Source organism: Allobosea sp. 2RAB26, from assembly GCF_052115465.1.
Lineage (GTDB): Bacteria > Pseudomonadota > Alphaproteobacteria > Rhizobiales > Beijerinckiaceae > Allobosea.
In genome coordinates this window covers 166843-191929 of record NZ_JBFRGS010000012.1, presented here as the reverse complement: position 1 = coordinate 191929, position 25087 = coordinate 166843, and the positions used below count along the sequence as shown (strand labels likewise).

General features: G+C 65.5%; 22 protein-coding genes and 3 tRNA genes. 15 read left to right on the top strand and 10 right to left on the bottom strand.

Annotated features, from left to right (window positions below; all coding sequences use genetic code 11):
• Positions 1-41: 41 nt before the first annotated feature.
• Genes AB4118_RS22880 through AB4118_RS22870 form a run of 3 tightly spaced genes read left to right on the top strand, consistent with a single transcriptional unit; the run spans position 42 to position 1465 of the window.
• On the top strand, positions 42-638 hold the full coding sequence (locus AB4118_RS22880; protein WP_441491896.1) for a superoxide dismutase: 597 nt from the start codon (positions 42-44) through the stop codon (positions 636-638).
• A gap of 7 nt (positions 639-645) precedes the next feature.
• Positions 646-981 (top strand): tetratricopeptide repeat protein, encoded by a 336-nt coding sequence (locus AB4118_RS22875; protein WP_441491895.1) that lies wholly within the window; start codon positions 646-648, stop codon positions 979-981.
• Positions 974-1465 (top strand): DUF2165 family protein, encoded by a 492-nt coding sequence (locus AB4118_RS22870; protein WP_441491894.1) that lies wholly within the window; start codon positions 974-976, stop codon positions 1463-1465. Before AB4118_RS22875 ends, AB4118_RS22870 begins: the two co-directional genes overlap by 8 nt.
• Positions 1466-1501: 36 nt before the next feature.
• On the opposite strand, the gene AB4118_RS22865 is transcribed toward AB4118_RS22870, so the two are convergent.
• Together AB4118_RS22865 and AB4118_RS22860 are read right to left on the bottom strand one after the other, a co-directional pair.
• Positions 1502-2536: an aldo/keto reductase gene (locus tag AB4118_RS22865; protein WP_441491893.1), complete on the bottom strand. Its 1035-nt coding sequence runs from the start codon at positions 2534-2536 to the stop codon at positions 1502-1504.
• Between the two features lie 55 nt (positions 2537-2591).
• Positions 2592-3773 carry an MFS transporter gene (locus tag AB4118_RS22860; protein WP_441491892.1) on the bottom strand — a complete coding sequence of 394 codons (1182 nt, stop codon included), beginning with the start codon at positions 3771-3773 and terminating at the stop codon, positions 2592-2594.
• A gap of 104 nt (positions 3774-3877) precedes the next feature.
• Here AB4118_RS22860 and AB4118_RS22855 point away from each other — a divergent pair, with 104 nt between their 5' ends.
• The 4 genes from AB4118_RS22855 to AB4118_RS22840 all read left to right on the top strand — a co-directional run bounded on the left by AB4118_RS22855 (position 3878) and on the right by AB4118_RS22840 (position 7237).
• Complete coding sequence (locus AB4118_RS22855; protein ID WP_441491891.1) at positions 3878-4783, top strand: LysR family transcriptional regulator; 906 nt, start codon at positions 3878-3880, stop codon at positions 4781-4783.
• 48 nt (positions 4784-4831) lie between these two features.
• Entirely contained in the window at positions 4832-5182 is a 351-nt protein-coding gene (locus tag AB4118_RS22850) for an ArsC family reductase (RefSeq protein WP_441491890.1), read from the top strand.
• A 98-nt stretch (positions 5183-5280) separates the two neighbouring features.
• Positions 5281-6405 (top strand): tRNA guanosine(34) transglycosylase Tgt, encoded by a 1125-nt coding sequence (gene tgt, locus AB4118_RS22845; protein WP_441491889.1) that lies wholly within the window; start codon positions 5281-5283, stop codon positions 6403-6405.
• Positions 6406-6439: 34 nt separating this feature from the next.
• Positions 6440-7237, top strand: coding sequence for a hypothetical protein (locus tag AB4118_RS22840; protein WP_441491888.1), 798 nt, complete (start codon positions 6440-6442; stop codon positions 7235-7237).
• Here the strand turns inward: AB4118_RS22840 and AB4118_RS22835 are convergent.
• Positions 7142-8140: a DMT family transporter gene (locus AB4118_RS22835; RefSeq protein ID WP_441491887.1), complete on the bottom strand. Its 999-nt coding sequence runs from the start codon at positions 8138-8140 to the stop codon at positions 7142-7144. The two genes, AB4118_RS22840 and AB4118_RS22835, sit on opposite strands and share 96 nt — an antisense overlap.
• A gap of 167 nt (positions 8141-8307) precedes the next feature.
• Between AB4118_RS22835 and AB4118_RS22830 the strand changes: the two genes are divergently transcribed.
• Entirely contained in the window at positions 8308-8979 is a 672-nt protein-coding gene (locus AB4118_RS22830) for a hypothetical protein (RefSeq protein ID WP_441491886.1), read from the top strand.
• 18 nt (positions 8980-8997) lie between these two features.
• On the opposite strand, the gene eno is transcribed toward AB4118_RS22830, so the two are convergent.
• Positions 8998-10281, bottom strand: a complete 1284-nt coding sequence (eno, locus tag AB4118_RS22825; protein WP_069880643.1) for a phosphopyruvate hydratase — start codon at positions 10279-10281, stop codon at positions 8998-9000.
• 143 nt (positions 10282-10424) lie between these two features.
• Here eno and queF point away from each other — a divergent pair, with 143 nt between their 5' ends.
• Positions 10425-10880, top strand: a complete 456-nt coding sequence (queF, locus tag AB4118_RS22820; protein ID WP_441491885.1) for a preQ(1) synthase — start codon at positions 10425-10427, stop codon at positions 10878-10880.
• Positions 10881-10882: 2 nt separating this feature from the next.
• Here the strand turns inward: queF and AB4118_RS22815 are convergent, their stop codons facing one another.
• From AB4118_RS22815 to AB4118_RS22805, 3 genes are all read right to left on the bottom strand, one after another.
• Complete coding sequence (locus AB4118_RS22815) at positions 10883-12085, bottom strand: MFS transporter (RefSeq protein WP_441491884.1); 1203 nt, start codon at positions 12083-12085, stop codon at positions 10883-10885.
• Positions 12086-12092: 7 nt separating this feature from the next.
• Positions 12093-12953 (bottom strand): 3-deoxy-8-phosphooctulonate synthase, encoded by an 861-nt coding sequence (gene kdsA / locus AB4118_RS22810; protein WP_441491883.1) that lies wholly within the window; start codon positions 12951-12953, stop codon positions 12093-12095.
• Positions 12954-13025: 72 nt separating this feature from the next.
• Positions 13026-14450, bottom strand: coding sequence for a multicopper oxidase family protein (locus AB4118_RS22805; RefSeq protein ID WP_441491882.1), 1425 nt, complete (start codon positions 14448-14450; stop codon positions 13026-13028).
• A gap of 227 nt (positions 14451-14677) precedes the next feature.
• Between AB4118_RS22805 and AB4118_RS22800 the strand changes: the two genes are divergently transcribed.
• The 6 genes from AB4118_RS22800 to AB4118_RS22775 all read left to right on the top strand — a co-directional run bounded on the left by AB4118_RS22800 (position 14678) and on the right by AB4118_RS22775 (position 22673).
• Positions 14678-14762 (top strand) — tRNA-Leu (locus AB4118_RS22800).
• Positions 14763-14853: 91 nt separating this feature from the next.
• Positions 14854-16305, top strand: a complete 1452-nt coding sequence (gene tig / locus AB4118_RS22795) for a trigger factor (protein WP_441491881.1) — start codon at positions 14854-14856, stop codon at positions 16303-16305.
• A gap of 147 nt (positions 16306-16452) precedes the next feature.
• Positions 16453-17079, top strand: a complete 627-nt coding sequence (locus tag AB4118_RS22790) for an ATP-dependent Clp protease proteolytic subunit (protein WP_441480223.1) — start codon at positions 16453-16455, stop codon at positions 17077-17079.
• A gap of 339 nt (positions 17080-17418) precedes the next feature.
• The gene (gene clpX / locus AB4118_RS22785) at positions 17419-18687 is read left to right on the top strand and encodes an ATP-dependent Clp protease ATP-binding subunit ClpX (RefSeq protein ID WP_441491880.1); all 1269 of its coding nucleotides are present in this window, start codon (positions 17419-17421) and stop codon (positions 18685-18687) included.
• Positions 18688-18978: 291 nt separating this feature from the next.
• The gene (gene lon, locus AB4118_RS22780; RefSeq protein ID WP_069880649.1) at positions 18979-21408 is read left to right on the top strand and encodes an endopeptidase La; all 2430 of its coding nucleotides are present in this window, start codon (positions 18979-18981) and stop codon (positions 21406-21408) included.
• A 176-nt stretch (positions 21409-21584) separates the two neighbouring features.
• Positions 21585-22673, top strand: a complete 1089-nt coding sequence (locus AB4118_RS22775) for a MerR family transcriptional regulator (RefSeq protein WP_441491879.1) — start codon at positions 21585-21587, stop codon at positions 22671-22673.
• A gap of 245 nt (positions 22674-22918) precedes the next feature.
• Here AB4118_RS22775 and AB4118_RS22770 read toward each other — a convergent pair.
• The 3 genes from AB4118_RS22770 to AB4118_RS22760 all read right to left on the bottom strand — a co-directional run bounded on the left by AB4118_RS22770 (position 22919) and on the right by AB4118_RS22760 (position 25062).
• Positions 22919-22995 (bottom strand) — tRNA-Asp (locus AB4118_RS22770).
• 1280 nt (positions 22996-24275) lie between these two features.
• Positions 24276-24351, bottom strand: a tRNA-Val gene (locus tag AB4118_RS22765).
• Positions 24352-24432: 81 nt separating this feature from the next.
• Positions 24433-25062, bottom strand: coding sequence for a YcbK family protein (locus AB4118_RS22760; protein WP_441491878.1), 630 nt, complete (start codon positions 25060-25062; stop codon positions 24433-24435).
• Positions 25063-25087: the final 25 nt, after the last annotated feature.

Here is a 25087-nt window from a genome sequence, read left to right as displayed (position 1 = left end):
GAGCTTGCAGCAACCCGCTGCAAGCTGCGCTGGAGATGACGATGCCCTTCACGGTTCCGAGCCTGCCTTACGCCCTCGATGCGTTGGCGCCCGTCATGTCGGCAGAGACGCTGGACCTGCATCACGGCAAGCACCATCAGGCCTATGTCACCAAGCTCAACGAGCTTGTTCCGGGCTCGGCCTTCGAAGGTTTGAGCCTTGAGGAGATCATTCGCGGCTCCTTCGAAAGACCGGGCGCAGAGGCGATCTTCAACAATGCCGGCCAGCACTGGAACCACAATTTCTTCTGGCCCTCGCTAAGGCCCGATGCCGGCGGCATGCCCGGCAGGCTGGAAGCCCGGCTGAAGGGCGATTTCGGAACGATCGATGCCTTCAAGGCCGAGTTCGTGAAGCAGGGCCTTGCCCAGTTCGGTTCTGGCTGGGTCTGGCTGGTGCAGACGCGGGAAGGGCGTCTTGTCGTCACCAAATCAGCCAACGCGATCAACCCGCTGGTCCATGACCAGACGCCGCTGCTCGGCTGCGATGTGTGGGAGCATTCCTATTATGTCGACTATCGCAACCGCCGTGCCGATTACCTCCAGGCCTTCGTCGATCATCTCGTCGACTGGGATGTGGTCGCGTCGCGCTTGCCGGCCTGAGCCGATGATGGGACTCGCTGAGCGGCTCTCGGCGCGGCTCGCGGCTGGCGCCGAGAGCCACATCCTCCGCTTCGCCCTTGGCGCTGCCTGCCTGAAGAGCGGCGACGGCCCGGCCGCGATCGTACACCTCGAGCGCGCGGTCGCGCTTGATCCTGATTATTCGGCGGCATGGGCGCTGCTTGGCCGCGCCCGGTTGCTGGCGGGGCGGACGGAAGCGGCGTGCACAGCGTGGCAGCGTGGAATTTCGGCGGCCGAGCGGCGAGGCGACATTCAGTCCGCCCGGCAGATGCAGGTCCTCCTCAAACGCGCTTCAAAACCTGCCGGAGACGTGGATCGTGCCTGATCTGCCCTCAGCGATCCTGCTGTTCAAGACGATGCTGGTCTGCGGTCTTTCGCTCTGGTCGGCGATCACGGTCCTGAACAATATTGGCGACTTCCGTGGGGCGGCCGGCGCCATTGCGCGAACATTGGCGATGACGCCACTCAGGGAGGAGCCCGCGATCCCGACGCCGCTGCTCCGGCGGGCGCTGCGCTGCGATCACTGGTCTGTTCTCGCGCTTGCCGCAATCCTCGCGATGCAGGCCCTTGCGACAGCGCTGCTCGGCCTTGGTGGGTTTGAGTTGATCCGTGCCTGCCTGACTGCCGCGGCTCCGGCGCGGGGCATCTGGTTCTCGACTGCGGGGCTGGGCGTGATGGCGCTGGTCTGGCTGTCGATGATGAGCGGCGGGCTCTGGTTTGGCTACTGGATCCGTCAGGGCGAACTTCAGCTGACGCAGATCGCCCTGCTCACCATGACCGTTGTGGCTGCGCTGGCAGTCAATGCCTGACGCCGCTCGGGCGTCAGGCTGGCTTGTCCTGCTGTCTCAGACGATGGGCGGGTTGAGCCGCGCAAACCCCGCCTGACGGCGATAGGGAAAATAGGGATAAGGCGCGGTCACGCTGCTTGCTGCATCCAGCCGTGCGATCTGCTCTGCAGTCAGCGACCAGCCGACCGCTCCGAGATTCTGCCGGAGCTGCTCCTCGTTGCGGGCGCCGATGATGACGCTCGACACGGTCGGGCGCTGAAGCAGCCAGTTGATCGCGATTTGCGGTACCGATCGGCCGGTCTCCTTGGCGACCTCGTCGAGCGCATCGACCACCGCATAGAGCCTGTGATCGTCGACCGGCGGACCGAACTCGGCGGTCTGGTGCAGGCGGCTTCCCTCCGGCAGCGGCTGGCCGCGGCGCAGCCTACCGGTGAGGCGGCCCCAGCCGAGCGGGCTCCAGACCAATGCGCCCACGCCCTGGTCGCGCCCGAGCGGCATCAGTTCCCATTCGTAGTCACGCCCGACCAGCGAGTAATAGACCTGATGCGCGACATAGCGCGGGTAGCCATGCCTCTCCGCGAGTGCGAGCGACTTCATCAGCTCCCAGCCGGCAAAGTTGGAGACGCCGACATAGCGGAGCTTGCCGGCGCGCACGAGGTCACTGAGCGTCGACAGGACCTCCTCGATCGGCGTATGGGCATCGAAGGCGTGGAGCTGCAACAGGTCGATATGCTCGGTGCCGAGCCGGCGGAGCGCATCTTCGACCGCCTTGATCAGGCGCGGGCGCGACGATCCGGCATCGTTTGGTCCATCGCCCATCGGAAGGCTGGTCTTGGTCGAGATCAGCACCTCGTTGCGGCGCCCCTTGATCGCCTCGCCCAGCACCTCCTCGGACGCTCCGTTGGAATAGACATCGGCGGTGTCGAACAGGGTGAGACCGGCCTCAAGGCAGATGTCGACCAGTCGCCGGGCTTCTCTGGCGTCGGTGGTGCCCCAGGCGCCGAAGAGCGGACCCTGGCCACCGAAGGTTCCGGCGCCGAAGCTGAGGGCGGGGACCTTAAGGCCGGATGCTCCGAGATTACGATAGTCCATGATGGCTCTCCTTGGTGGTGTGATGGAGCAGATAAGTCTGGTTGGATGAAATCGCTCAGCAGCCACTCAGGGCCGGTGCCGTGACCGCGGCTTTGCGATCGAGGCGCAGGCTCCAGAGGGCGACCACGAGGCCGCCGATCGGCATCAGCGCTGCGACGAGGGGGACGGCCGTCAGGCCGGGCCCATGGTCGATCACCGCGCCGCCCGCCCAGGCGCCGAGCGCATTGCCGAGATTGAAGGCGGCGATGTTGAGGCTGGAGGCGAGACTCTGGCCAGCCCCGGAAGCCTTCTCCAGCACCCAGATCTGAAGGGGAGGGACGGTGGCGAAGCCGGCGGCGCCGAGCAGCCCGACGAAGATGGTGGCTGCGATGCCGTCGTGAATGGCGAAGGTCATCAGCCCGAGCACCAGCGCCAGGACGAGCATGCTGCCGATCACCGTCGGGACCAGGTAACGGTCGGCCAGCCGCCCGCCGATCAGGTTGCCGATGATCAACCCACCCCCGAAGACGAGCATGACCGGTGAGACCAGGCTATCGCCGAGCCCGGTCACCTTGGTCAGGATTGGCGCGATATAGGTGAAGACCGCGAAGACGCCGGCAAAGCCGAGGACAGTCGTCAGCAGGCCGAGCAGCACGGGGCGTTGCGCCATCGCCTTCAAATCGGTGCGCCAGTCGCTCGCCTCCGGTGCCGCCTTATCCTTCGGCACGAAGGCCGCGATGATGGCGAGCGCGACGATGCCGACGAGCGTCACAGCCCAGAAGGTGGCGCGCCAGCCGAGCTGCTGCCCGAGCCAGGTGCCGAACGGCACACCGAGGATATTGGCGATCGTCAGGCCGGTGAACATGATCGCGATGGCAGAGGCCTTGCGCTCCTGCGGCACCAGGCCGGTGGCGACGACCGAGCCGACGCCAAAGAAGGTGCCATGCGCGAAGGCGGTGAGGATGCGCGCTGCCATCAGCAGTCCGTAGTCCGGAGCCAGAGCGCAGGCGGCGTTGCCGAGCGTGAAGATGACCATGAGGGCGAGCAGCACGGTTTTGCGCGGCCAGCGCGCGGTGAAGGCTGTCATCAGCGGCGCCCCCACGACGACGCCCAGCGCATAACCGGAGATCAGCAGGCCGGCCGAAGCGATCGAGACGCCGAGATCGGCGCTGACCTCGATCAGGAGTCCCATGATGACGAATTCGGTGACGCCGATGCCGAAGGCGCCGGCGGTGAGAGCATAGAGTGCAATGGGCATGGTGGTTGTCCGCAAGACGGGAGGATGTCTCGCGGCAAGATGGCGCGCTGCAGCATCGTGCGTTAGACTGCCGCAAGGAATATCATTTGTGAGATGAATTCATCATGGCGCGTTTGGAGATCAACCGCTCCGGCGAGATGGAGGTCTTTGCCCGGGTCGTCGAGCTCGGCGGCTTCTCGGCGGCGGCCCGTGCCTTCCGGATGACGCCTTCGGCCGTCAGCAAGCTCGTCGCCCGGCTGGAGAGCCGCCTTGGCACGAGACTGGTCAACCGCTCGACGCGCAAGCTCCAGCTCACGCCCGAAGGCGGCATCTTTTATGAGCGCAGCATCCGTGTCCTGGCCGACCTGGACGAGGCGGAGCGTAGCGCCTCCTCCAGCGAGAGCCCGGCGGGCCGCATTCGCCTCAATACCAACGCCTCCTACGGCACGCATATTCTCGCGCCGGTCGTGCCGGAATTCCTGGCGCGCCACCCGGGCGTGACGCTCAACCTCGTGCAGACCGATGCCATCATCGACCTCATGGAAGAGCGTACCGATGTCGCGGTCAGGGCCGGGCCGCTGAAGAGCTCCAATCTCATCGCCCGCAAGCTCGGCGCGACCCGCATGACGATCGTCGCGGCGCCGATCTATCTGGAGCGGTTCGGCGAGCCGAAGAGTGTCGCGGAACTCGACGGCCATAATCGTATCGGCCTCTGCTACGCCCGCACCATAGAAGGCTGGCCGCTGCTCGATGGCGGTCAAGCCGTCACCGTCCCGATCGTCGGCAGCACGCAGACCAGCGATGGCGAGGCATTGCGGCATCTGGCTGTCGCGGGGGTGGGGCTCGCGCGGCTGGCGACCTTCACCGTGCGCGAGGATATTCGGGCCGGAAGACTGCGGCCGGTTCTGGAGGAGAGCAATCCGGGCGATCTCGAGGAGGTGCACGCCGTCTATCTCGGGCAGGGCGGACCTCTGCCGGCGCGTATCCGGGCGTTGCTCGATTTTCTGGGGGAGAAGGCGCGCGTCGGTTGAGCCTGGCCCAATCCCTGCCTAGACCAAGGCGTTCAGGCAGAGGGCGACATGGCGATCACGATTTACGGCATCAAGAACTGCGACACGATGAAGAAGGCCCGAACCTGGCTGGACGAGCACGGGGTCGCCTATCGCTTCCATGACTACAAGGCCGAGGGCGTGGCGCGCGCCAGTCTCGAGGCATGGTGCGCGGAACATGGCTGGGAAACGATCCTGAACCGCGCCGGCACCACGTTTCGGGCGTTGGCCGATACCGACAAGCAGGGGCTCGACACTGGCAAGGCAATTTCCTTGATGCTGGCGCAGCCCTCCCTGGTCAAGCGGCCGGTGCTCGACCTTGGCTCGCGGACATTGGTCGGTTTCAAGCCGGCGCTCTACGAGGCGGCCTTCCCGCGCTGATCCAGGACCATGGCCATGCCGGGCCCGGCCGTGCCGTCACGGTGGGCCGGCGTGCGCTGCACTTCCGTTGTCGCTGCGGCTGCGCTACCTCGCTGCGCATGACAACCGATTTCAGCTTCCATCTGCTCGGTCGGGACGGCGCTGCCCGTACCGGCGAGATCCGCATGCCACGCGGCGTAATCCGCACCCCGGCCTTCATGCCGGTCGGCACAGCCGCGACCGTGAAGGGAATGTATCCCGAGCAGGTCAAGGCGCTCGGCGCCGATGTGGTGCTCGGCAATACCTATCACCTGATGCTGCGCCCCGGCGCGGAGCGCATCGCGGGTCTTGGCGGCCTGCACAGTTTCATGAACTGGCAGCACCCGATCCTCACCGATTCCGGCGGGTTCCAGGTGATGTCGCTCTCCCAGCTTCGGAAGCTGACCGAGGAGGGCGTGACCTTCCAGTCGCATATCGACGGCTCGCGCCACATGCTCTCGCCCGAGCGCTCGGTCGAGATCCAAAAGCTGCTCGGCTCCGACATCGTCATGCAGCTCGACGAATGCGTCTCGCTGCCATGCGAGGACAGCGTCGCCGAGAAGGCGATGCGCCTGTCGCTGCGCTGGGCCGAACGCTGCAAGACGGCCTTCGGCAATCCCGCGGGCAGGGCGCTCTTCGGCATCGTCCAGGGCGGTTCCGTGCCGTCCCTGCGCGTCGAGAGCGCCAGGTCGCTCGTCGACATGGACCTCAAGGGCTATGCGATCGGCGGCCTTGCGGTCGGCGAGCCGCAGGACGTGATGCTCGCGATGATCGAGACGGTCGAGCCGCATCTGCCGCAGGAGCGCCCGCGCTACCTGATGGGCGTCGGCACGCCCGACGATATCGTGGAGTCGGTGAGCCGCGGCATCGACATGTTCGACTGCGTGATGCCGACCCGTGCCGGGCGCCATGGCCAGATCTTCACCCGCTTCGGCCGGATGAACCTGCGCAATGCCAAGCACGCCGACGATCCCCGGCCGATCGACCCGAAGTCGAGCTGCCAGGCCGCCAACGGCTACGCGCGCGCCTATCTGCACCATCTCGTCAAGGCCGACGAGATGCTCGGCAAAATGCTGCTGACCTGGGTCAATCTCGCCTACTATCAGGATCTGATGGCCGGGCTGCGCGCTGCGATCGCGGCCGGAACGCTGCTCGATTTCATCGCGGAGACCAAGGAAGGCTGGGCGAAGGGCGAGCCGGCATGATCGCGATTGCGGCAGCCAAGTCCCGGCTGGAGCGATGATCGACCCCTGGCTCGGCATGCTGCTGCTCAAGATGGCGACCGCGGCAGCGATCGTCGTCGGTTGCTCGCTGCTGGCCGAGCGGACCGGTCCGCTCGTTGCGGCCCTGATCGCGACGCTGCCGATTTCGGCCGGGCCGGTCTATGTCTTCCTGGCGCTCGACCACGACCCGGCCTTCATCGCCGCCGGTGCGCTCGGCAGCATGGCCGCCAATCTCTCCAATGCCGGTCTGGCGCTGGTCTATGTCCTGCTCGCCCAGCGCCTCGGCATGGTGGCGAGCCTCGTGACGGGGCTGGCGACGTGGTTCACGATTGCCATCGTGCTGCGGCAGCTCACGCCGCCGGTCATGGTCATGGCTGCACTGACCGTGGCGGTCTTTGCCGGCCTTCACATGCTCTTCAGGCCGTATCTGGCGGCGCGGCCGGCGGCGCCTCCCGGGCGGCCCTGGTACGCGATCCCGCTGCGCGCCGCTTGCGTCGCCGGGCTGGCGGGGACGGTGACGACCATCAGCGCACGCGTCGGCCCGGCTTGGTCCGGCGTGCTGGCGGCTTTTCCCATCGTGCTGTCGAGCCTCATCGCGATGCTGCAGCCACGCATTGGCGGCCCCGCGACGGCGGCCGTCATCGCCAACTGCGCGCTCGGCCTTCTCGGGTTCGGCCTCGCGCTTGGCCTTGTTCACCTGACGGCGGTGCCGCTCGGCTCATGGCCGGCGCTCGGCCTCGGGCTTCTGCTTTGCATCGGCTGGAATCTGGGCCTGATGACTATTGCCCGTCGCACGCGTCGGGCGGCGCCATGACGCGATGAATAGGCCGCCAATGATCAGGATGAAGCCCACCACCTGAAGCGGGCCCGGGATCTCGCCCAGGATCGGGATGGCGAGCAGGGTGCCGGTCACCGGGATCAAAGGGGGAAAACGACCGACGACGGAGGCGCCGAGCACATGCGCCGCCCAGCCCCAGATCCACAGGCCGATGATGACGTTGAGCACGCCCTGGTTGAGTGCATGCGCGACGAGCACCCACCACGGCGCGACATCGAAGCCGCGGAAATAGAACAGGAAGTAGAACGGCAGATAGGCCATCGACAGGACCGAGACGATCGCCGCCGCCTTTAGCCCGTTCACCTTCCAGAGCTGGATCAGCAGCGGGTAGAAGCCCCAGAGCAGCCCGACGCCGAGAAAGCAGAGATCGCCGCGCAAGGTGCCGGCCGTCGAAGCGGTGCTGCCGGCTATGCCGAGGCAGGCCAGGCCTGCGAGAACCCCGATGACGCCGATGATCAGGTTCCGCGTCAGCATAGCGCCAAACAGCACGACACTTCCTGCGATGCCGATCAGCGTCACCGTTCCAGGGCCGATGGTGGCGCCATGAGCCGCCGGGGCTAGCGTCAACCCGGTCAGCATCAGATAGGTCATCGGAAAGCCGCTGGTGATCGCGAGCCAGATTCCGCGCCGCCAGGTCACGCCGCCGCATGTCGCCAAGCCCCCATCCCTGAGGAAGATCGGCAACAGCAGAAGACCGGCGGTCGTGAAGCGCAGGGCTAGCAGATCGTGCTGGCTCAGTCCGTTGAGCACGGCGTGGCGGCTGATCACGAAGTTCGAGCCGAAGATCAGCACGCTGCACAGCATGCCGATGACGGCGAGACGCCAGCGCAGCCGTACTGCCTTTTGATCGATCAGCAAAGCGTCGGCGATCTTGTCCATGCTTCGATTAATCCCGCATCGCACAATCGCGATATGCCCGATGCTGCATGGCGCGCCCGCACCCGTCGCGGGATGGGAAATCTGTCGAGGGCCGCAATTGCTCCCCGGCTGCGCCATTTTGTCGCCGTGTCCGGCCTCTTCTCTCGAGGCGACCAAGGGATGAACTCATGAACGACGATACGACGAAGATGGCGATCGGCCGGGTTCTGCGCAGCTTCGGCGGCCAGGTCGCGGTTTCGGTCACGGCCTCCGTGGCTGCCGCCGGAGTTCTGGCCTTTCTTCAGATCCAGTCCGGAGCTGCCCATCGCGCGACCATGGCTGAGCAGATCGCCCGGGCGTCGCAGCCTGATGCCGAGCTTGCAAATGCCCCGGAAGCTCCCGTGAGCAAGTTCCTGGAGCGCCATCGCGATCAGATGAGCGCCGGCAATGCGGAGTCCGTCTCGCCCACCAGGGCCTTGGCTGTGCCGGCGACGTTGCTGATGCCGATGGCGACAGCCTGGGCGCTGCCAGCCGGCACGACACCCGCCTTGGCTCGCTCTGAACCGCAACGTAGCAGCGCGCCCGTCACTGCGGCGGCGCACACGGTCCCGCGCGAGCGGAGCAAGCCAAGCGTCGCGGCAGCGCAGCCTTTGCCGATTTCGCCACCGCTGCAACTGGCGGCCTCCGCGGGGGACGCCACGACGGCCGTCGCTTCAACGCGCGGGCCAAGCCTGCTGGGACTGGAACTGCCAGACGGCGTTACGCGGGCCGGCCGCGCGCTGGGCGGCCTCGCCGATCGGGTCGGTGCCGCCGGGACCTGGACGGTCTCGACGGCAAGCCAGCTCCTGCCGAGCTGGTGAGAGCAGGCGCCTTCAGCTTCAGGCCAGCGCCTTCAGCGCCGAGCGGCCGGCATAGATCGCCTGGGCGCCGAGTTCTTCCTCGATGCGCAGCAGCTGGTTGTACTTCGCGGTACGGTCGGAGCGGGCAAGCGAGCCCGTCTTGATCTGCCCGCAATTGGTGGCGACAGCGAGATCGGCGATCGTTGCGTCCTCGGTCTCGCCCGAGCGGTGCGACATCACCGCGGTGTAGCCGGCGCGCTGCGCCATCTCGACGGCGGCAAGCGTCTCGGTCAGCGAGCCGATCTGGTTGACCTTCACCAGGATCGAGTTCGCGGTCTTGCTCTTGATGCCCTGCGACAAGCGGGTGACGTTGGTGACGAAGAGATCGTCGCCCACGAGCTGGCACTTGCTGCCGACGAGATCGGTCAGAGCCTTCCAGCCCTCCCAGTCATCCTCGGCCATGCCGTCCTCGATCGAGACGATCGGGTAGTTGCCGACGAGCTTGGCGAGGTATTTGGCCTGCGCCTTCGGATCGCGGGTTTTGCGTTCGCCTTCATAGACGTAGGAGCCGTCCTTGAAGAACTCCGTCGCGGCGCAGTCGAGTGCCAGCGCGATGTCTTCGCCCGGCCGGTAGCCGGCCTTCTCGACCGCCTGCATGACGAAATCGAGCGCAGCCTCGGCCGATTTCAGGTTCGGCGCGAAGCCGCCCTCGTCGCCGACATTGGTGTTGTGGCCGGCGTCGTGCAGAGCCTTCTTCAGCGTGTGGAAGACCTCGGCGCCCATGCGCAGGGCTTCCGCGAAGGAAGGCGCGCCGACCGGCATGATCATGAATTCCTGGAAGTCGATCGGGTTGTCGGCATGGGCGCCGCCATTGACGATGTTCATCATCGGCACGGGCAGGACGCGGGCGGAGGTGCCGCCGACATAGCGATAGAGCGGCAGGCCCGAGCATTCGGCTGCGGCCTTGGCGACGGCGAGCGAGACGCCGAGAATGGCGTTGGCGCCGAGCTTCTTCTTGTTCGGCGTACCGTCGAGATCAATCATGGTCTGGTCGATCGCGGCCTGGTCCTCGGCATCCATGGCGACGAGAGCTTCGGCGATCGTGGTGTTGACGATTTCGACGGCCTTCAGCACGCCCTTGCCGAGATAGCGGCTCTTGTCGCCGTCACGCAGCTCTACGGCTTCATGCGCGCCCGTCGAGGCGCCGGAGGGGACCGCGGCGCGGCCCATCGAGCCATCCTCGAGCACGACGTCGACCTCGACGGTCGGATTGCCACGGCTGTCGAGGATCTGGCGGCCGATGATGTCGATGATCGCGGTCATGGGAGGCTCCGGTGCGAGGCGAAACGGAAGGATGCCGCGCTTCTAGCCAAGCGCAGGCGTAACGGAAAGAGGCGTCGCTGCGATTGGCCGGTGGCGCGGGCGCGCCCGAGGCTCTAGAAGGCCGCCTTCAAGGAGCCATGACCATGACGATCGACGCCTCGACCCTGCAACTGGGCCATGCCAGTGCACTGCCGCAATCTCCCGAGGAGGCCCGCCTCGACCGCGTGCCCAATCCGCATGCCGGCACGAATTATCTCGCGCGCTTCACATGCCCGGAATTCACCTCGATCTGCCCGGTGACCGGCCAACCCGATTTCGGCATCCTGGTCATCGATTACCTGCCCGGCAAATGGCTGGTCGAATCGAAGTCGCTGAAGCTCTATCTCGGGTCGTTCCGCAACCACGGAGCCTTCCACGAGGATTGCACCGTCAATATCGGCAAGACCCTGGTCGAGCTGCTCGAGCCGGAATGGTTCCGCATCGGCGGCTACTGGTACCCGCGCGGCGGCATCCCGATCGATGTGTTCTGGCAGACCGGCGAGCCGCCGAAGGGGCTCTGGCTGCCCGATCAGGGCGTCGCTCCCTACCGCGGCCGCTGAGCTCAGGTCCGCGAGCCTGCCAGCGGCAGGATGCGCGGCGTCACGATGCCGAGCAGGCCGATCCCTGCCGCAAAGAGCAGGATCGCGCCTGTCGTGCCGAGCAGATGCAGTGCGATGCCCATGGCGACGGGGCCGATCGCATGGCCCAGGAACAGCGCGCAGGCGAAGAGCGAGACGGCCGAGCCGCGCGCTGTCGGAGCGAGCTCGGTCGCCTGAGCCTGGAAGGTGCCGTGCATCAGGAAGAAGCCGAACCCGTTCAGGGTGAACAGGCCAACCGCGCTCCACCAGGGTAAGAAGGGCAGCGAGAACAGCACATAGCCCGTCGCCATCAGGAGCCCGCCGGTGACCGTCATGCGGGCCGGTCCGAGACGCTCGACCAGGACGCGGGTCAGGATTCCGTAGATGATGCCGCCAAGCCCGGTTCCGGCGATCACCAGCCCGGCCAGCGAGGGGCCGATCCCTGAGCGCTCCTGCAGGATCGCCGCGACATAGGGCGGCATGCCGAAGATCAGGCTGCCCTCGGTGATGACGATCGCATAGAGCAACTTGCTGCGCGGGTTGGCGAAGACGGATTTGTAATTCGCCAACGCGCCCGCAAAGCTGAGCGGCAGCCGTGCCGCGTCCGGGCGCGGCTTCAGTACGACGATGACCAGAAGCGCTGCAGCCGCCGCCATGGCAGCGGCCATCACGAAGACACTGCGCCAGCCGAAATGCTCCGCGATGACGCCCGAGCAGGCGGCCCCCGCCATTTGCCCGACGATCATCAGGACAAGGAAGCGCCCGAGCAGGACCTGCCGCTCGGCCATTGGCGCGCGGTCGCCGATCGCGGCCATGGCGATGGGGATGACGCCGCCGGCAACGATGCCCGTACTCGCCCGGATCACCGTCAGTACGTCGAAGGACAGCGAGAAGGCGGCAGCCATCGAGAGCAGGGCAAGCAGGCCGAGGCAGACACTGATCGTCCGCAGCTTGCCGACCGAATCCGCGATCGGGCCCAGGAAGGGCTGACCGACCGCGTAGGCGAAGGAGAACGCAGTTGCCATGGCGGCGATCTGCGCAATCGTCCGGCCGAACTCGGCTGCCAGTGTCGGCACCAGCGGATCAAGGATCCGCATGGTGAAGGTCGATGCGAAGCCGCAGGCCCCGAGGACCAGGATCAGCGGGCGCAGCGAGGCGGGCTTGGTTGCGGTAACGGGCTTGTCCATACGCGCCTTAAACCGGCGCGCGCCTCGCCTTGGCAAGCCGATCAAAGCCTTGCAGCTCTGCGATCAGCGCAGGGAAGTCCGCGAGCGGCACCATGTTGGGGCCGTCCGACGGCGCATTGTCGGGGTCGGGATGGGTCTCGATGAAGAGGCCGGCGACACCGACCGCGACCGCTGCCCGCGACAGCACGGGCACGAATTCGCGCTGACCGCCGGTGGAGGCGCCCTTGCCGCCCGGCTGCTGGACGGAATGCGTCGCGTCGAAGATCACCGGTGCCCCGATGCCTTCGGCCATGATCGGCAGCGACCGCATGTCGGTGACAAGCGTATTGTAACCGAAGGACGCGCCGCGCTCGGTGACCATGACATTCGGATTGCCGCTCTCGGTGATCTTGGCCGCGACGTTGACCATGTCCCAGGGGGCCAGGAACTGGCCTTTCTTGACGTTGACGACGCGCCCGGTCTGTGCGGCGGCAACCAGCAGATCGGTCTGACGGCACAGGAAGGCAGGAATCTGCAGGACGTCGACGACCTCGGCCACGGCGGCGCATTGCCCGGCTTCGTGCACATCGGTCAGGACCGGCAGGCCGGTGCGTTCGCGGATCTCGGCGAAGACGGGCAGGGCGGCCTCGAGGCCCATGCCGCGCTGCCCCTTGACGCTGGTCCGGTTCGCCTTGTCGAAGGAGGTCTTGAAGACCAGTCCGATCTCAAGTCTTACCGCTATCTCCTTGAGCGCAAGCGCGATTTCTAGCGCGTGCTCGCGGCTTTCCATCTGACAGGGGCCGGCGATCAGGGCAAGCGGCAGGGCGTTGCCGAAGCGGACCGGCCTCGCAAGGTCGGCGCCGATCGTGACGATGGCGTTGGCGGACATGGCGGCTCCAATGCGGTTGCTGGTGGCGGGCTTAGGTCGCTCGTCCGGCTGAGGTCAAGCCGGGGCCTCAGCTCAGGTCACCTCGAACCAGGTCCAGAGACCGAGATCGAAGCGCTCCAGCACGGTCGACGAAATCAGCCAGCGGCCAGGATTGTCGGCGATGAAGGCGATGTGCAGCCGCCGCCCTTCGGGGATCTGGACGGTATCGAGGAAATAGGGCTCCCAGCCGTCGTCGAGCGGATGCAGCAGGCGAAAACTATGGCCGTGGACATGGAACGGCTGCAGGAAAGCAGTGCGATTATCGATCGCGATCACCACCGGCGCGCCGCGCCTGACGCTGAAGAGGGGCTTGGCATCAGGCGTGCCGACTGCACCGTTGATCGCCCAGGGCCGGGCGAGATCGAGGCCGGAGAGGTCCAGTTTGCTGTCGGCGGTGACCTTGGCTCCGCCGGTCACGACGACTTCGCTACGCTTGGCGTCCTGCAGTCGCACGGCGAGCGGCAAGGCCGGATTCGGCTTGAGCGCAGCGATCTCGCCTGCCGCCGCCTGCCTTGCTCCCTCCGCGACGAAGCGCAGCAGAGGAACGCCCGAGCCGGTCAGCGCCGAGACCATTGCTGTGGCCCCCGCTTCGTCCGGCATGTCGAAGACGAGATCGTAGCGCGTGCCGGGGGCGAAGGGCAGCTGAGCGCGCACGGGTTCGAAATTATCGGTCGGCTGGCTGTCGACGGCCATGACGAAGGGCTTGATGCCGTCGAAACGCAGCCGCGTGATCCGGGCATTGCAGGCATTGGCGAGGCGCAACCGAACGCGTGCCCCCGGGAGCACCGCGATGCGCTGCGGCGGCGCCTTGCCATTGACGGTGATCCAGTTACCGAGCCGGCCGGCGGCGGCTCCTTCGGGCCCCTTCGCGTCAAAGGCCTGGATCGATTGGTCGTCGCCCAGCAGCCAGTCGGTCACCACCACCGGCAGGTCGAGATCGACGCGTGGCGGCTCAGTCTCCTCAACGATGAGCAGGCCAGCCAGGCCGCGTCCTGCCGGCTCGGACGAGGCGCGGACGAGGAGAGGGCGATACAGGAAGAAGCCCGAATCGGGCGGCGTCAGCCGGTATTCGAAGCTGGCTCCCGGCGCGATCGGCTGCTGGCTGAAGCCTCCGACACCATCCATCTCGGACGATCCGCGCAGGCCATGCCAATGCAGGCTCAGCGGTTTCGTCGTTCGGTTCTCCAGCCGGAGCCGTAGCGTCTGTCCCAGCTTGATCCGCAATACGGGCCCAGGCGTTTCACCGTCGACGGCCCAGACTTCGCTCTCCGGGGCCGGAGGCGGCCGCAGGCGTATCTTCGCCGGGCCGGCAACGAGGTTCCGGTTCGGCGGCGCGGCTGAATCGGCGTTCTCCGTCAGGGACTTCACTGGGGTGGTGGCCGGCAAGGATTGTGCGCCGGCCTCGCCCAGGACTGCACAGGCGCCCAGTCCCGCCAGCACGATGCGCCGTGTCGGCATGGTCGCCTGGCAACTGTGAGAAGGAGGACGGCGAGCGCTTCTGTCGGTCATGGCAAGCGGCATAATCCGTGGCGCGCGATCTGGCGAGAGGCCGGTATGGCGCCCCTGATTCAACGGCTTCGCAGAACCGTCGCATTTTTTTGCTGCATGCCGCGCCTGAAATGCGTATAGCACCGCGGCCCAACGATGGCGGCGCTGCGTTTGCTCGCGCGCAGCGCATCGGGTCGGCGGGCGTGGCGGAATTGGTAGACGCACTGGATTTAGGTTCCAGCGGCGAAAGTCGTGGKGGTTCGAGTCCCTCCGCCCGCACCAGACTTGGCCGGATTTCTCAAGCGCGGCGGCGGGCAACCCGACGGCGCGCGTTTGGATTTTTGAATTAACGAGCAGTTGGCGGAACGAAACAATGAACGTGACCGAAACCCTGTCCCAGGGCCTCAAGCGCGAATTCCAGGTGGTGCTGAACGCTGCCGACCTCAAGACCAGGCTCGATGATGGCCTGCAGGGCCTGCAGGGCAAAGCGCGTATCAACGGTTTCCGCCCCGGCAAGGTACCGGTCGCGCATCTGCGCCGGCTCTATGGCCGTTCGGTCATGGCCGATGTGCTGCAGAATGCAGTCAACGAGGCCAACCAGAAGATCGTCGCGGATAACGGCCTGAAGCTCGCTTTCGAGCCGCAGATCCGGTTCCCCGAGAACAAGGACGAGATCGAGGCCGCGATGGAGGCCAAGGGCGACCTCGCCTTCACGGTCGCGCTCGAGGTCCTGCCGAAGATCGAACTCGCCGACATCTCCGACGTTTCCCTGGTCAAGCCGGTGGCGGAAGTGCCTGAGAGCGAAGTCGATGCCGCGCTCGAGCGCATGGCGTCGCAGAACCGCAGCTTCACCTCGAAGGGTGCGAAGGCCAAGGCCGAGAAGGGCGATCGCCTGATGATCTCCTTCGTCGGCACGCTCGAGGGCGAACCCTTCGACGGCGGCACCGGCGAGGGCATTCCGCTCGATCTCGGCGCGGGGCAGTTCATCCCGGGCTTCGAGGATCAGCTCGAGGGCGCCAAGACCGGCGAGAAGCGCACCGTCAAGGTGACGTTCCCGGAGAACTACACCGCGACCCACCTTGCCGGTAAGCCGGCCGAGTTCGAGGTCACCGTCGACGACGTGCAGGGTCCCGACGCCCTCAAGATCGACGACGAGCTCGCCAAGGGCTTCGGCATGGAGTCGCTCGATGCGCTCAAGAGCGCCGTTCGCGAGCAGATCGGCCGTGATTTCGGCGCCCAGTCGCGCCGCAAGATCAAGAAGAGCCTGCTCGACGCGCTTGATGGCAAGTACACGTTCGAGCTGCCGCCGACCCTGGTCGAGCAGGAGTTCGCTGCCGTCTGGAGCCAGGTCGAGGCCGACATGAAGGACGCGAAGAAGACCTTCGCGGACGAGAACACCACCGAGGACGAGGCTCGCGCCGAGTACCGCCGGATCGCCGAGCGCCGGGTGCGCCTGGGCCTCGTGCTTGCCGAAATCGGTGAGCAGGCCAAGGTTCAGATCTCGGATGACGAGGTCACCCAGGCCCTGGTCGAGCGAGTCCGTCAATTCCCCGGCCAGGAGAAGCAGGTCTGGGAGTTCTACCAGAAGAACCCGCAGGCTCTCGCCGAGATCCGCGCCCCGATCTTCGAGGAGAAGGTCGTCGACCATCTGCTCAGCCAGGTGAAGGTCGAGGACCAGACGGTCAGCCGCGAGGCGCTCTACGCCGATGAGGACGCCACCGAGGAGGCCGGTGAGGCCAAGCCGAAGAAGGCAGCCGCCAAGAAGGCCAAGAAGTCCGAGGCCAAGGCGGACGACGCTGCCAAGGCCGACGACGCTTCGGCCTGAGACTTTCGGAAACCTTGATTCAAGATTGGCGCCGCCCGGCAATGGCCAGGGCGGCGCTTCCCTTTTCAGCCACGATCCGCGTGCTTATGTGGATGGTATTCACGAAATCCGCTGATTCCCGGCGACCGCGACCCCAAGGACAGACCCATGCTGCGCGATCCGATCGAGACCTACAACAATCTCGTCCCGATGGTGGTCGAGCAGTCGAGCCGCGGTGAGCGCGCCTTCGACATCTACTCGCGCCTGCTGCGGGAACGCATCATCTTCCTGACCGGCCCGGTCGAGGATTTCTCCGCCTCGCTGATCGTGGCGCAGCTGCTGTTCCTCGAGGCCGAGAATCCGAAGAAGGAAATTTCCTTCTACATCAACTCGCCGGGCGGCGTGGTCACGTCGGGCCTGTCGATCTATGATACGATGCAATTCATCCGCTGCCCGGTCACGACATTGTGCGTCGGGCAGGCGGCCTCGATGGGCTCGCTGTTGCTGACCGCGGGCGCCAAGGACATGCGCTTCGCGCTGCCAAATGCGCGCATCATGGTGCACCAGCCCTCCGGCGGCTTTCAGGGCCAGGTCACCGATATCCTGATCCACGCGCGCGAGGTCGAGAACCTCAAGCGCCGGCTGAATGAGATCTATGTCAGGCATACCGGCCGCAACTACGACGAGGTCGAGGCTGCGCTCGAGCGCGACAACTTCATGACTGCCGAGGCGGCCCGTGATTTCGGCCTGATCGACAAGGTCATTGATCGGCGTCCGGAAGACGCCGCGGCCTGATCGGGCCGGAATGGAGAACCGGGCAGGGGCCGAAACACGCCTTGGGCGTTTCGGCTCCCGTCTGGTGTCGGCTGCGACGAGCCGCCCCGCTATCTGTGGGTTGGCTTGATCAGCCGGGCGTCCCATATTGATTTGGAAAGCGGCCCCATGCTTGCATGGGGACTCGGGTGAGCGGACAGGCGCAGCTGGTGTCCGGTTTTGGGTCAGGTTTTCAGGTCGGATGTCTCGACCTGACGCGTTAACCTAATAATCGCGAACTGAGCGGCCTATTATGACGGAGAGACGACGCCCGCATCCGCTTCGGCTGGTGTGGACCGACTCCGGAAATGGAGATGAACGATGAGTAAGGTCAGCAGCGGCGATTCGAAGAGCACGCTCTACTGCTCCTTCTGCGGCAAGAGCCAGCACGAGGTTCGCAAGCTGATTGCGGGACCGACCGTGTTCATCTGCGACGAGTGCGTCGAGCTCTGCATGGACATCATCCGCGAGGAATCCAAATCCGCGCTGGTGAAGTCGAAGGACGGCGTCCCGACCCCGCGCGAGATCCGCAAGGTGCTGGATGACTATGTCATCGGCCAGGACCACGCCAAGAAGGTGCTCTCGGTCGCGGTTCACAACCACTACAAGCGGCTTTCGCACGCGACGAAGCACAACGACGTCGAGCTGGCGAAGTCGAACATCCTGCTGATCGGGCCGACCGGTTCGGGCAAGACGCTGCTCGCGCAGACTCTCGCCCGCATCCTTGATGTGCCCTTCACGATGGCGGATGCGACGACGCTGACCGAGGCCGGCTATGTCGGCGAGGATGTCGAGAACATCATCCTGAAGCTGCTCCAGGCCTCCGACTACAATGTCGAGCGGGCACAGCGCGGCATCGTCTATATCGACGAGATCGACAAGATCAGCCGCAAGTCAGACAATCCCTCGATCACCCGCGACGTCTCGGGCGAGGGCGTCCAGCAGGCGCTGCTCAAGATCATGGAAGGCACGGTCGCCTCCGTGCCGCCGCAGGGCGGGCGCAAGCATCCCCAGCAGGAATTCCTGCAGGTCGACACCACCAACATCCTGTTCATCTGCGGCGGTGCCTTCGCCGGGCTGGACAAGATCATCTCCAGCCGTGGCAAGGGCACCTCGATCGGCTTCGGCGCGATTGTGAAGGCCCCGGACGACCGCCGTACCGGCGCGATCTTCCGTGAGGTCGAGCCCGAGGATCTGCTGAAATTCGGCCTGATCCCGGAATTCGTCGGCCGTCTGCCGGTTCTGGCGACGCTCGAGGATCTCGACGAGGCGGCGCTGAAGACGATCCTGACCGAACCGAAGAACGCGCTGGTGAAGCAGTATCAGCGCCTCTTCGAGATGGAGGATACCGAGCTCACCTTCACCGATGAGGCCGTCAGCCTGATCGCGCGCAAGGCGATCGAGCGCAAGACCGGTGCACGCGGCCTGCGTTCGATCATGGAGAGCATCCTGCTCGAGACCATGTACGAACTGCCAGGGCTGGAAGGCGTCGAGCAGGTCGTGATCGGGCCGGAGGCTGTCGAGAACAAGTCGCGTCCGCTCTTCATCTATGCGGAACGCGAGGAAGAAACGAAGTCGGCCTCGGCCTGAGCTCCGCTGAATTTGGCCATTTCGGGAACGCGCGCCTGTTGGCGCGCGTTTTGCGTTCGAGAGGCGGTTGCCTTGCCGGAACGCTCCTTGCGACAAAGCAACGTTGGAAGACGTCTTCGGCTTGCTTGAAAGCCGGCACAGAAGCCTCCACTTTAGGTGCACCTGCGAGAGTCGCGCGCCTTCTAAGGGCGGGGCCCGCGGGGGCGGTCAGGCGAATGGTCGTCTTGCCGCTTACGTCCGATCGTTCCGCCCATCAGGGGGTTCGCCGGGCGCAACTGCAAAGGATAAGTCATGACTGGCTCGGCGCCCCGCGCTCCTTTCGTTCCCGGCGAGACCGGCACCTATCCGGTTCTCCCCCTGCGCGACATCGTCGTTTTCCCGCATATGATCGTCCCGCTCTTCGTCGGGCGCGAGAAGTCCATTCGCGCCCTTGAGGAAGTGGTCAAGACCGACGGCCTGATCCTGCTTGCGACGCAGAAGAACGCCGGCGATGACGATCCGGCGACCAAGGACATTTATGAGATCGGCACGCTTGCCCGCGTGCTTCAGCTGCTGAAGCTGCCCGACTCCACCGTCAAGGTGTTGGTCGAGGGCGTCGGCCGCGCCAAGGCGACGTCCTATGTCGCCGAGGAAGCCTTCTATCAGGCTGATGCGATCGGGCTCTCCGAGGAAGAAGGCAAGAAGGTCGAGGTCGAGGCGCTCGGCCGCTCTGTCGTCAGCGAGTTCGAGAGCTATGTGAAGCTCAACAAGAAGATCTCGCCCGAGATCGTCGCCGCCGTCTCGCAGATCGACGAGCCCTCCAAGCTTGCCGACACGGTTGCCTCGCACCTGGCCGTCAAGATCGCCGACCGTCAGGCCGTGCTCGAGATCGTCAATGTTGCGCACCGGCTGGAGAAGGTGCTCTCGCTGATGGAAAGCGAGATGTCGGTTCTGCAGGTCGAGAAGCGCATCCGCTCGCGCGTCAAGCGCCAGATGGAGAAGACCCAGCGCGAGTACTATCTCAACGAGCAGATGAAGGCGATCCAGAAGGAGCTTGGCGACGGCGAGGAAGGCCGCGACGAGCTGGCCGAACTGGAAGAGCGCATCGTCAACACCAAGCTCTCCAAGGAAGCCCGCGACAAGGCGATGGCGGAGATGAAGAAGCTTCGCCAGATGTCGCCGATGTCGGCCGAGGCGACGGTGGTCCGCAACTATCTCGACTGGATGCTCGGCATTCCGTGGGGCAAGAAGTCGAAGATCAAGAAGGACCTCGCCGTCGCCCAGCAGGTGCTCGACGACGATCACTACGGTCTCGACAAGGTCAAGGACCGCATCGTCGAATATCTCGCCGTGCAGCAGCGCGCCAACCGGCTCGCCGGCCCGATCCTGTGCCTCGTCGGCCCTCCGGGTGTCGGCAAGACCTCGCTCGGCAAGTCGATCGCCAAGGCGACCGGCCGCGAGTTCGTGCGCATGTCGCTCGGCGGCGTGCGTGACGAGGCCGAGATCCGTGGCCACCGGCGCACCTATATCGGTTCGATGCCCGGCAAGATCATCCAGTCGATGAAGAAGGCGAAGACCGCCAATCCGCTCATCCTGCTCGATGAGATCGACAAGATGGGTCAGGACTTCCGTGGCGATCCCTCGGCGGCCCTGCTCGAGGTGCTTGATCCCGAGCAGAACGCCGCCTTCAACGACCACTATCTGGAGGTCGACTACGACCTCTCGAACGTCATGTTTGTGACCACGGCCAACACGCTGAACATTCCGCCGGCCCTTCTGGACCGCATGGAGGTGATCCGCATCGCTGGCTACACCGAGGAAGAAAAGGTCGAGATCTCTCGTCGTCACCTGATCCCGGAGACGATCAAGAAGCACGGCCTTGAATCCAAGGAATGGTCGATCGATGACGAGGCCCTGATGACGCTGATCCGGCGCTATACGCGCGAGGCCGGCGTCCGCAACCTCGAGCGCGAGCTTTCCAACACCGTGCGCAAGGCGGTGAAGGACATCATCCTGACCAAGAAGAAGAAGGTCGCGATCACCCCGACCGTGCTCGAGGACTATCTCGGCCCGCCGCGTTACCGCTATGGCGAAGCCGAGACCGAGGATCAGGTTGGTGTCGTCACGGGTCTTGCCTGGACGGAGGTCGGCGGCGAACTGCTGACGATCGAAGGCGTCATGATGCCCGGTCGGGGCAAGATGACCGTCACAGGCAATCTGCGGGACGTGATGAAGGAATCGATCTCGGCAGCGGCATCCTATGTCCGCTCGCGCGCCATCGATTTCGGTATCGAGCCGCCACTCTTCGAGCGGCGCGACATCCACGTCCACGTTCCCGAGGGGGCGACCCCGAAGGACGGTCCGTCGGCCGGTATCGCCATGGCGACTGCGATCGTCTCGGTGCTGACCGGCATTCCGACCCGTCGTGACCTTGCCATGACCGGCGAAGTCACGCTGCGGGGCAGGGTGCTGCCGATCGGCGGCCTCAAGGAGAAGCTCCTGGCTGCGCTGAGAGGCGGCATCAAGAAGGTGCTGATCCCCGAGGACAACGCCAAGGATCTGATCGACCTGCCGAAGTCGGTGAAGAGCGGCCTGGAGATCGTGCCGGTCGCACGCATGGAGCAGGTGCTCCAGCACGCGCTGATTCGCCAGCCGGTGCCGATCGTCTGGGAGGAGGACCTCTCGGCGGTTCGCCCCAAGGCGGCCGAGGATGACGCTTCGGGCGGACTCGTCGCCCACTGACGCGGTCATCCCGCACGACACACGAGTGACCAGAAGGCCGGCAGCATCGCTGCCGGCCTTTCTCGTTTCCGGATGGCTATCGTGATTGCGCTGGGCTCCGCTCGACCACCGTTCGCCGAAGAAGGCGCTTGAGCCGGTCCCTGGGTCATAGCTTACGCCGGGGGCGAGGAGCAGAGATGAGCAACCGATCCGACAGAAACACCCTGCTGGCCGCCCAGGAATGCGCCGAGCGCATTGGCCTGACGGCGCGTGCGCTACGCCTCTACGAGAAGCGCGGCCTGATCAAGCCGCGCCGCAGCGAGAAGGGGTGGCGGCTCTACGGCGCCGACGAGATCGCCCGCCTGCATGAAGTCCTTGCGCTGAAGCAGCTCGGGCTCAGCCTGGCACGCATCACCGCGCTGCTGCAGGGCAAGGCGGTCGATCTCGATCGCATCCTGACGCTGCAGCAAGCCGCCCTGCGGGAGCAGCACAGCCGTACCGAGCGTGGGCTGTCCCTGGTCGGGGCGGCGCGGGCGAAGCTGTCGACCGGCGGCTCATTGTCGACCGACGAACTGATCAAGCTGGCGAAGGAGGCCACGATGAGTGAAACGCAGACCGACGAAGTCGCCTGGCGGCGCTATGAGCAAGCGCGGCCGCGCTCCGCTATCACGATCGATCCGGCCCTGCTCGACGGCTATGTCGGGGACTACCGGCTCACCTCCGGGCTGATCCTGTCGATCAGCCGTAGAGGCGATGCGCTTCTTCTGGAATCGTCGGGGCAGATGCCCGTGGAACTCTTTGCCGAGAGCGCCACGAAGTTCTTTCTGAAGTTTCCAGCAGCGCAGGTCAGCTTTGTTCCCGGTCCTGGCGGGCGCGCCGAGGCCCTGGTCCTCCATCAGGATGGTAACGAATCGATGGCCGAGCGCATTAGCGCGGACGAGGCCCGGAGGATCGCAGAGGCGCTGGGCCGCAGGGTCCAGTCCAACCTCCCGCATCCCGACAGCGAGACGACACTGCGCCGCGTCATCGAGGAGCATCAGGCTGGACATCGCTATGTCGAGAAGATGAGCCCGGAGCTGGCTGTGGCCGTCGAGGAGCAGTTCTCCCTGGTGAGCGCTGCGTTGCTGGCCAAGGGGGCTCTGGAGGCGCTGCGCTTCAACGGCGTCGGACAGAGTGGGGTCGATGTCTATGAGGCGCGCTTCGCCGCGCCCGGCGTGCTGGAATGCGGAATCGGCTGGACTGACGACGGCGTGATTCACACCCTGTGGCTGCGACCAGTGCCATAGGCGCGAGAGCGTCTTCCGATTCGAAGCGAGAATCGACGGCGCGTGCTGACGGCGAATCTGCAGCGCCTGCGGCGGTCACTTCGACGCATCAAGCAGGTCGTGACGGAGCGCTCGAAATCGTGCTTGGACCACACCGAAAACAATGAGAGGCGAAGGCGGGAGGAGCAGTCATCCCGGGGCCCAACATCATCCAAAAACCGCTTGTAACGGTGGATGCGAATTTTCATCTATCTGCTTGAGATAAATGGCGCGGGCGACGGGGCTCGAACCCGCGACCTCCGGCGTGACAGGCCGGCACTCTAACCAACTGAGCTACGCCCGCGCTGGGCGGCTAAGGCGTCTTGGCCTCAGCGAGGTTGGGATTAGGGTGCCGGGCCGGCGGTGTCAAGCGCGAGGTGCCGGCAAAATTCATCTTCCCCAAATTCCAAACCGTCGGGTGCGCCGGCAGGCGCAAGCCGCTGACTTTTGCAGTGCAAAACGAGACACAAGTCGCCTCAAACTCGATTTCATCGGCACTTTCGGCTGCTCGCATGATCCGTCGCGCGCCGTGAAAGCTCGAACCGGGCAGAGGCCCAGAACCCCTAAAAAGGGCCGGGGACCGGTCCAAAGATGGATTCGGCGGGCTCCTCAGCCGAAGCACCTCAGCCGAGTTATCAACAGGCCGGTTCGGCCGACAACTTTCGAACACGCTCGCAACGGCCACCCCCATTGGAGAGGGCGGCTTCATGGCATCGCGGAGCGGCGAGCCGGCTCCATTGCCGGCTTTTTGTTCGCACATGAATCCGCTTGCCGGCCGAAATCTGCTCATGCTTACCTGTGGTTAACCAACAGTCCCGGGCGGGGGCGAAACGATGACGGACGCGACGCGCATTCGACAATTGCGAGCGGAACTCTGCCTCCGGCTTGAGGCGCATGGCGTCGCAGATCCGCGGGCAGCGCAGATGATCGACCCGATCGGGATGGTAACCAGCTGGCCGCCGGGTGAGCCTGTGGAGCAGGCTGGCGACCACCCGGCGCTGCTCCGTTCAGAGGCTCGCGACGCTCACATACTGGGCTGTCTCGATGGCGCGATCCGTCAGATCTCCCGGCGATGATCGGTGCGGGGCGACACGATCGGAAAACTGCTCGAACAGCTGAGCGAAACGACGGGGCACGGTCCAGGGGAGGCGCCAGCAGCTCTCATCTCCCCGGCCCTGGACTGGTCGGATTGTGCGGATGGCAGCGAGCGTGGCTGTTGATCCTCGTCTTGCTGCTGCTGCTGTGGGTGGCTCCCTGGATCATCGTGCACGTCACGAGAACGGCGTCCCTGTGAACGGCTCGGCGACCTCTGCGGCGTTATCCGCGCGCACAGGATGACGACACTTCACGGCCGGTGCCTTGCAAAAGGGTCAAAGGGCCGTCGCATGTACGGTGCAATCAACCACCCAGCCGATCGAGCGTGCAGAACAGGGCTATGGGCAGGATCGACACCCGTTGCCGCGACAGCCTGAACGAATTCCTGGGGGCGGCAATCGCGGACGGAATGGGGCTAGATGAGCACACCGGCCGCGCGCTCTGCCGGAAGCAGGGCGGGAACTGGCCTGAATTCATGGTGCTGGGCGCTGGTGGGCGGTGACGGGCTCGAACCGCCGACCCTCTCGGTGTAAACGAGATGCTCTACCAACTGAGCTAACCGCCCCTCCGAGTTGCGGTTTAAGGCTTCATCGCCGCGCCTTCAAGCCTTGAGAGCGGGGGAAGCCAGGATAAGGCCTCACCAGTCTCACCAGGGCCGGCGTGGCCCCGTGTCGATGTGGATAAGTCCGTTCCAATAGACCTTGTGGCCGCCGACCTCCGAGAGCGAGCGGGCATAGTCGAGCACGACGCGCGGCCGCACGCCGGGCACGCGGAAATCCATGGCTTCGCAGCGCTTATGATAGGACCCGCGCCGGGCGCGCCAGGGCGGCCGCCAGGTCGAGGTCACTTTCACGGCTCCGTACTTGTCGGCAATCTTGCCGAGAATCGATTTCAGCAATTGCGGCAGGCAGGCGGTCGAGGTGCCGGGGTCGGTCGAGATGCCCGGTCGGTCCGGTTTTTCATCCGGATCGAAGGCCGGCTCCGCTCCGGCCTTCTGGCCGGGTGTCAGCTTCGGCCATTCCGGGCCTTCATCTTCATCGGGCTCCGTGACGGCAGGCGAATTCGGGGCCGGCGGAGAATCGGCCTGCTCGGCGACTGGCACGGGAGCAAGAACCGGGGCGGCCGGGGGAGGGACCACGATGGCAGGCATCGCCGCCTTTGCCGGCAGGTCCAGATCGAAGGGACGTCCGGGTGGGAGCGGCGCCAGCATCATCTGGCCGTCCTCTGCGCCGGCGTGAGATGCCGACAAGGCGAAGACGATCGCGAGCAGCGGCAACGGGAACCTGAGCGGCAGAGGCGAT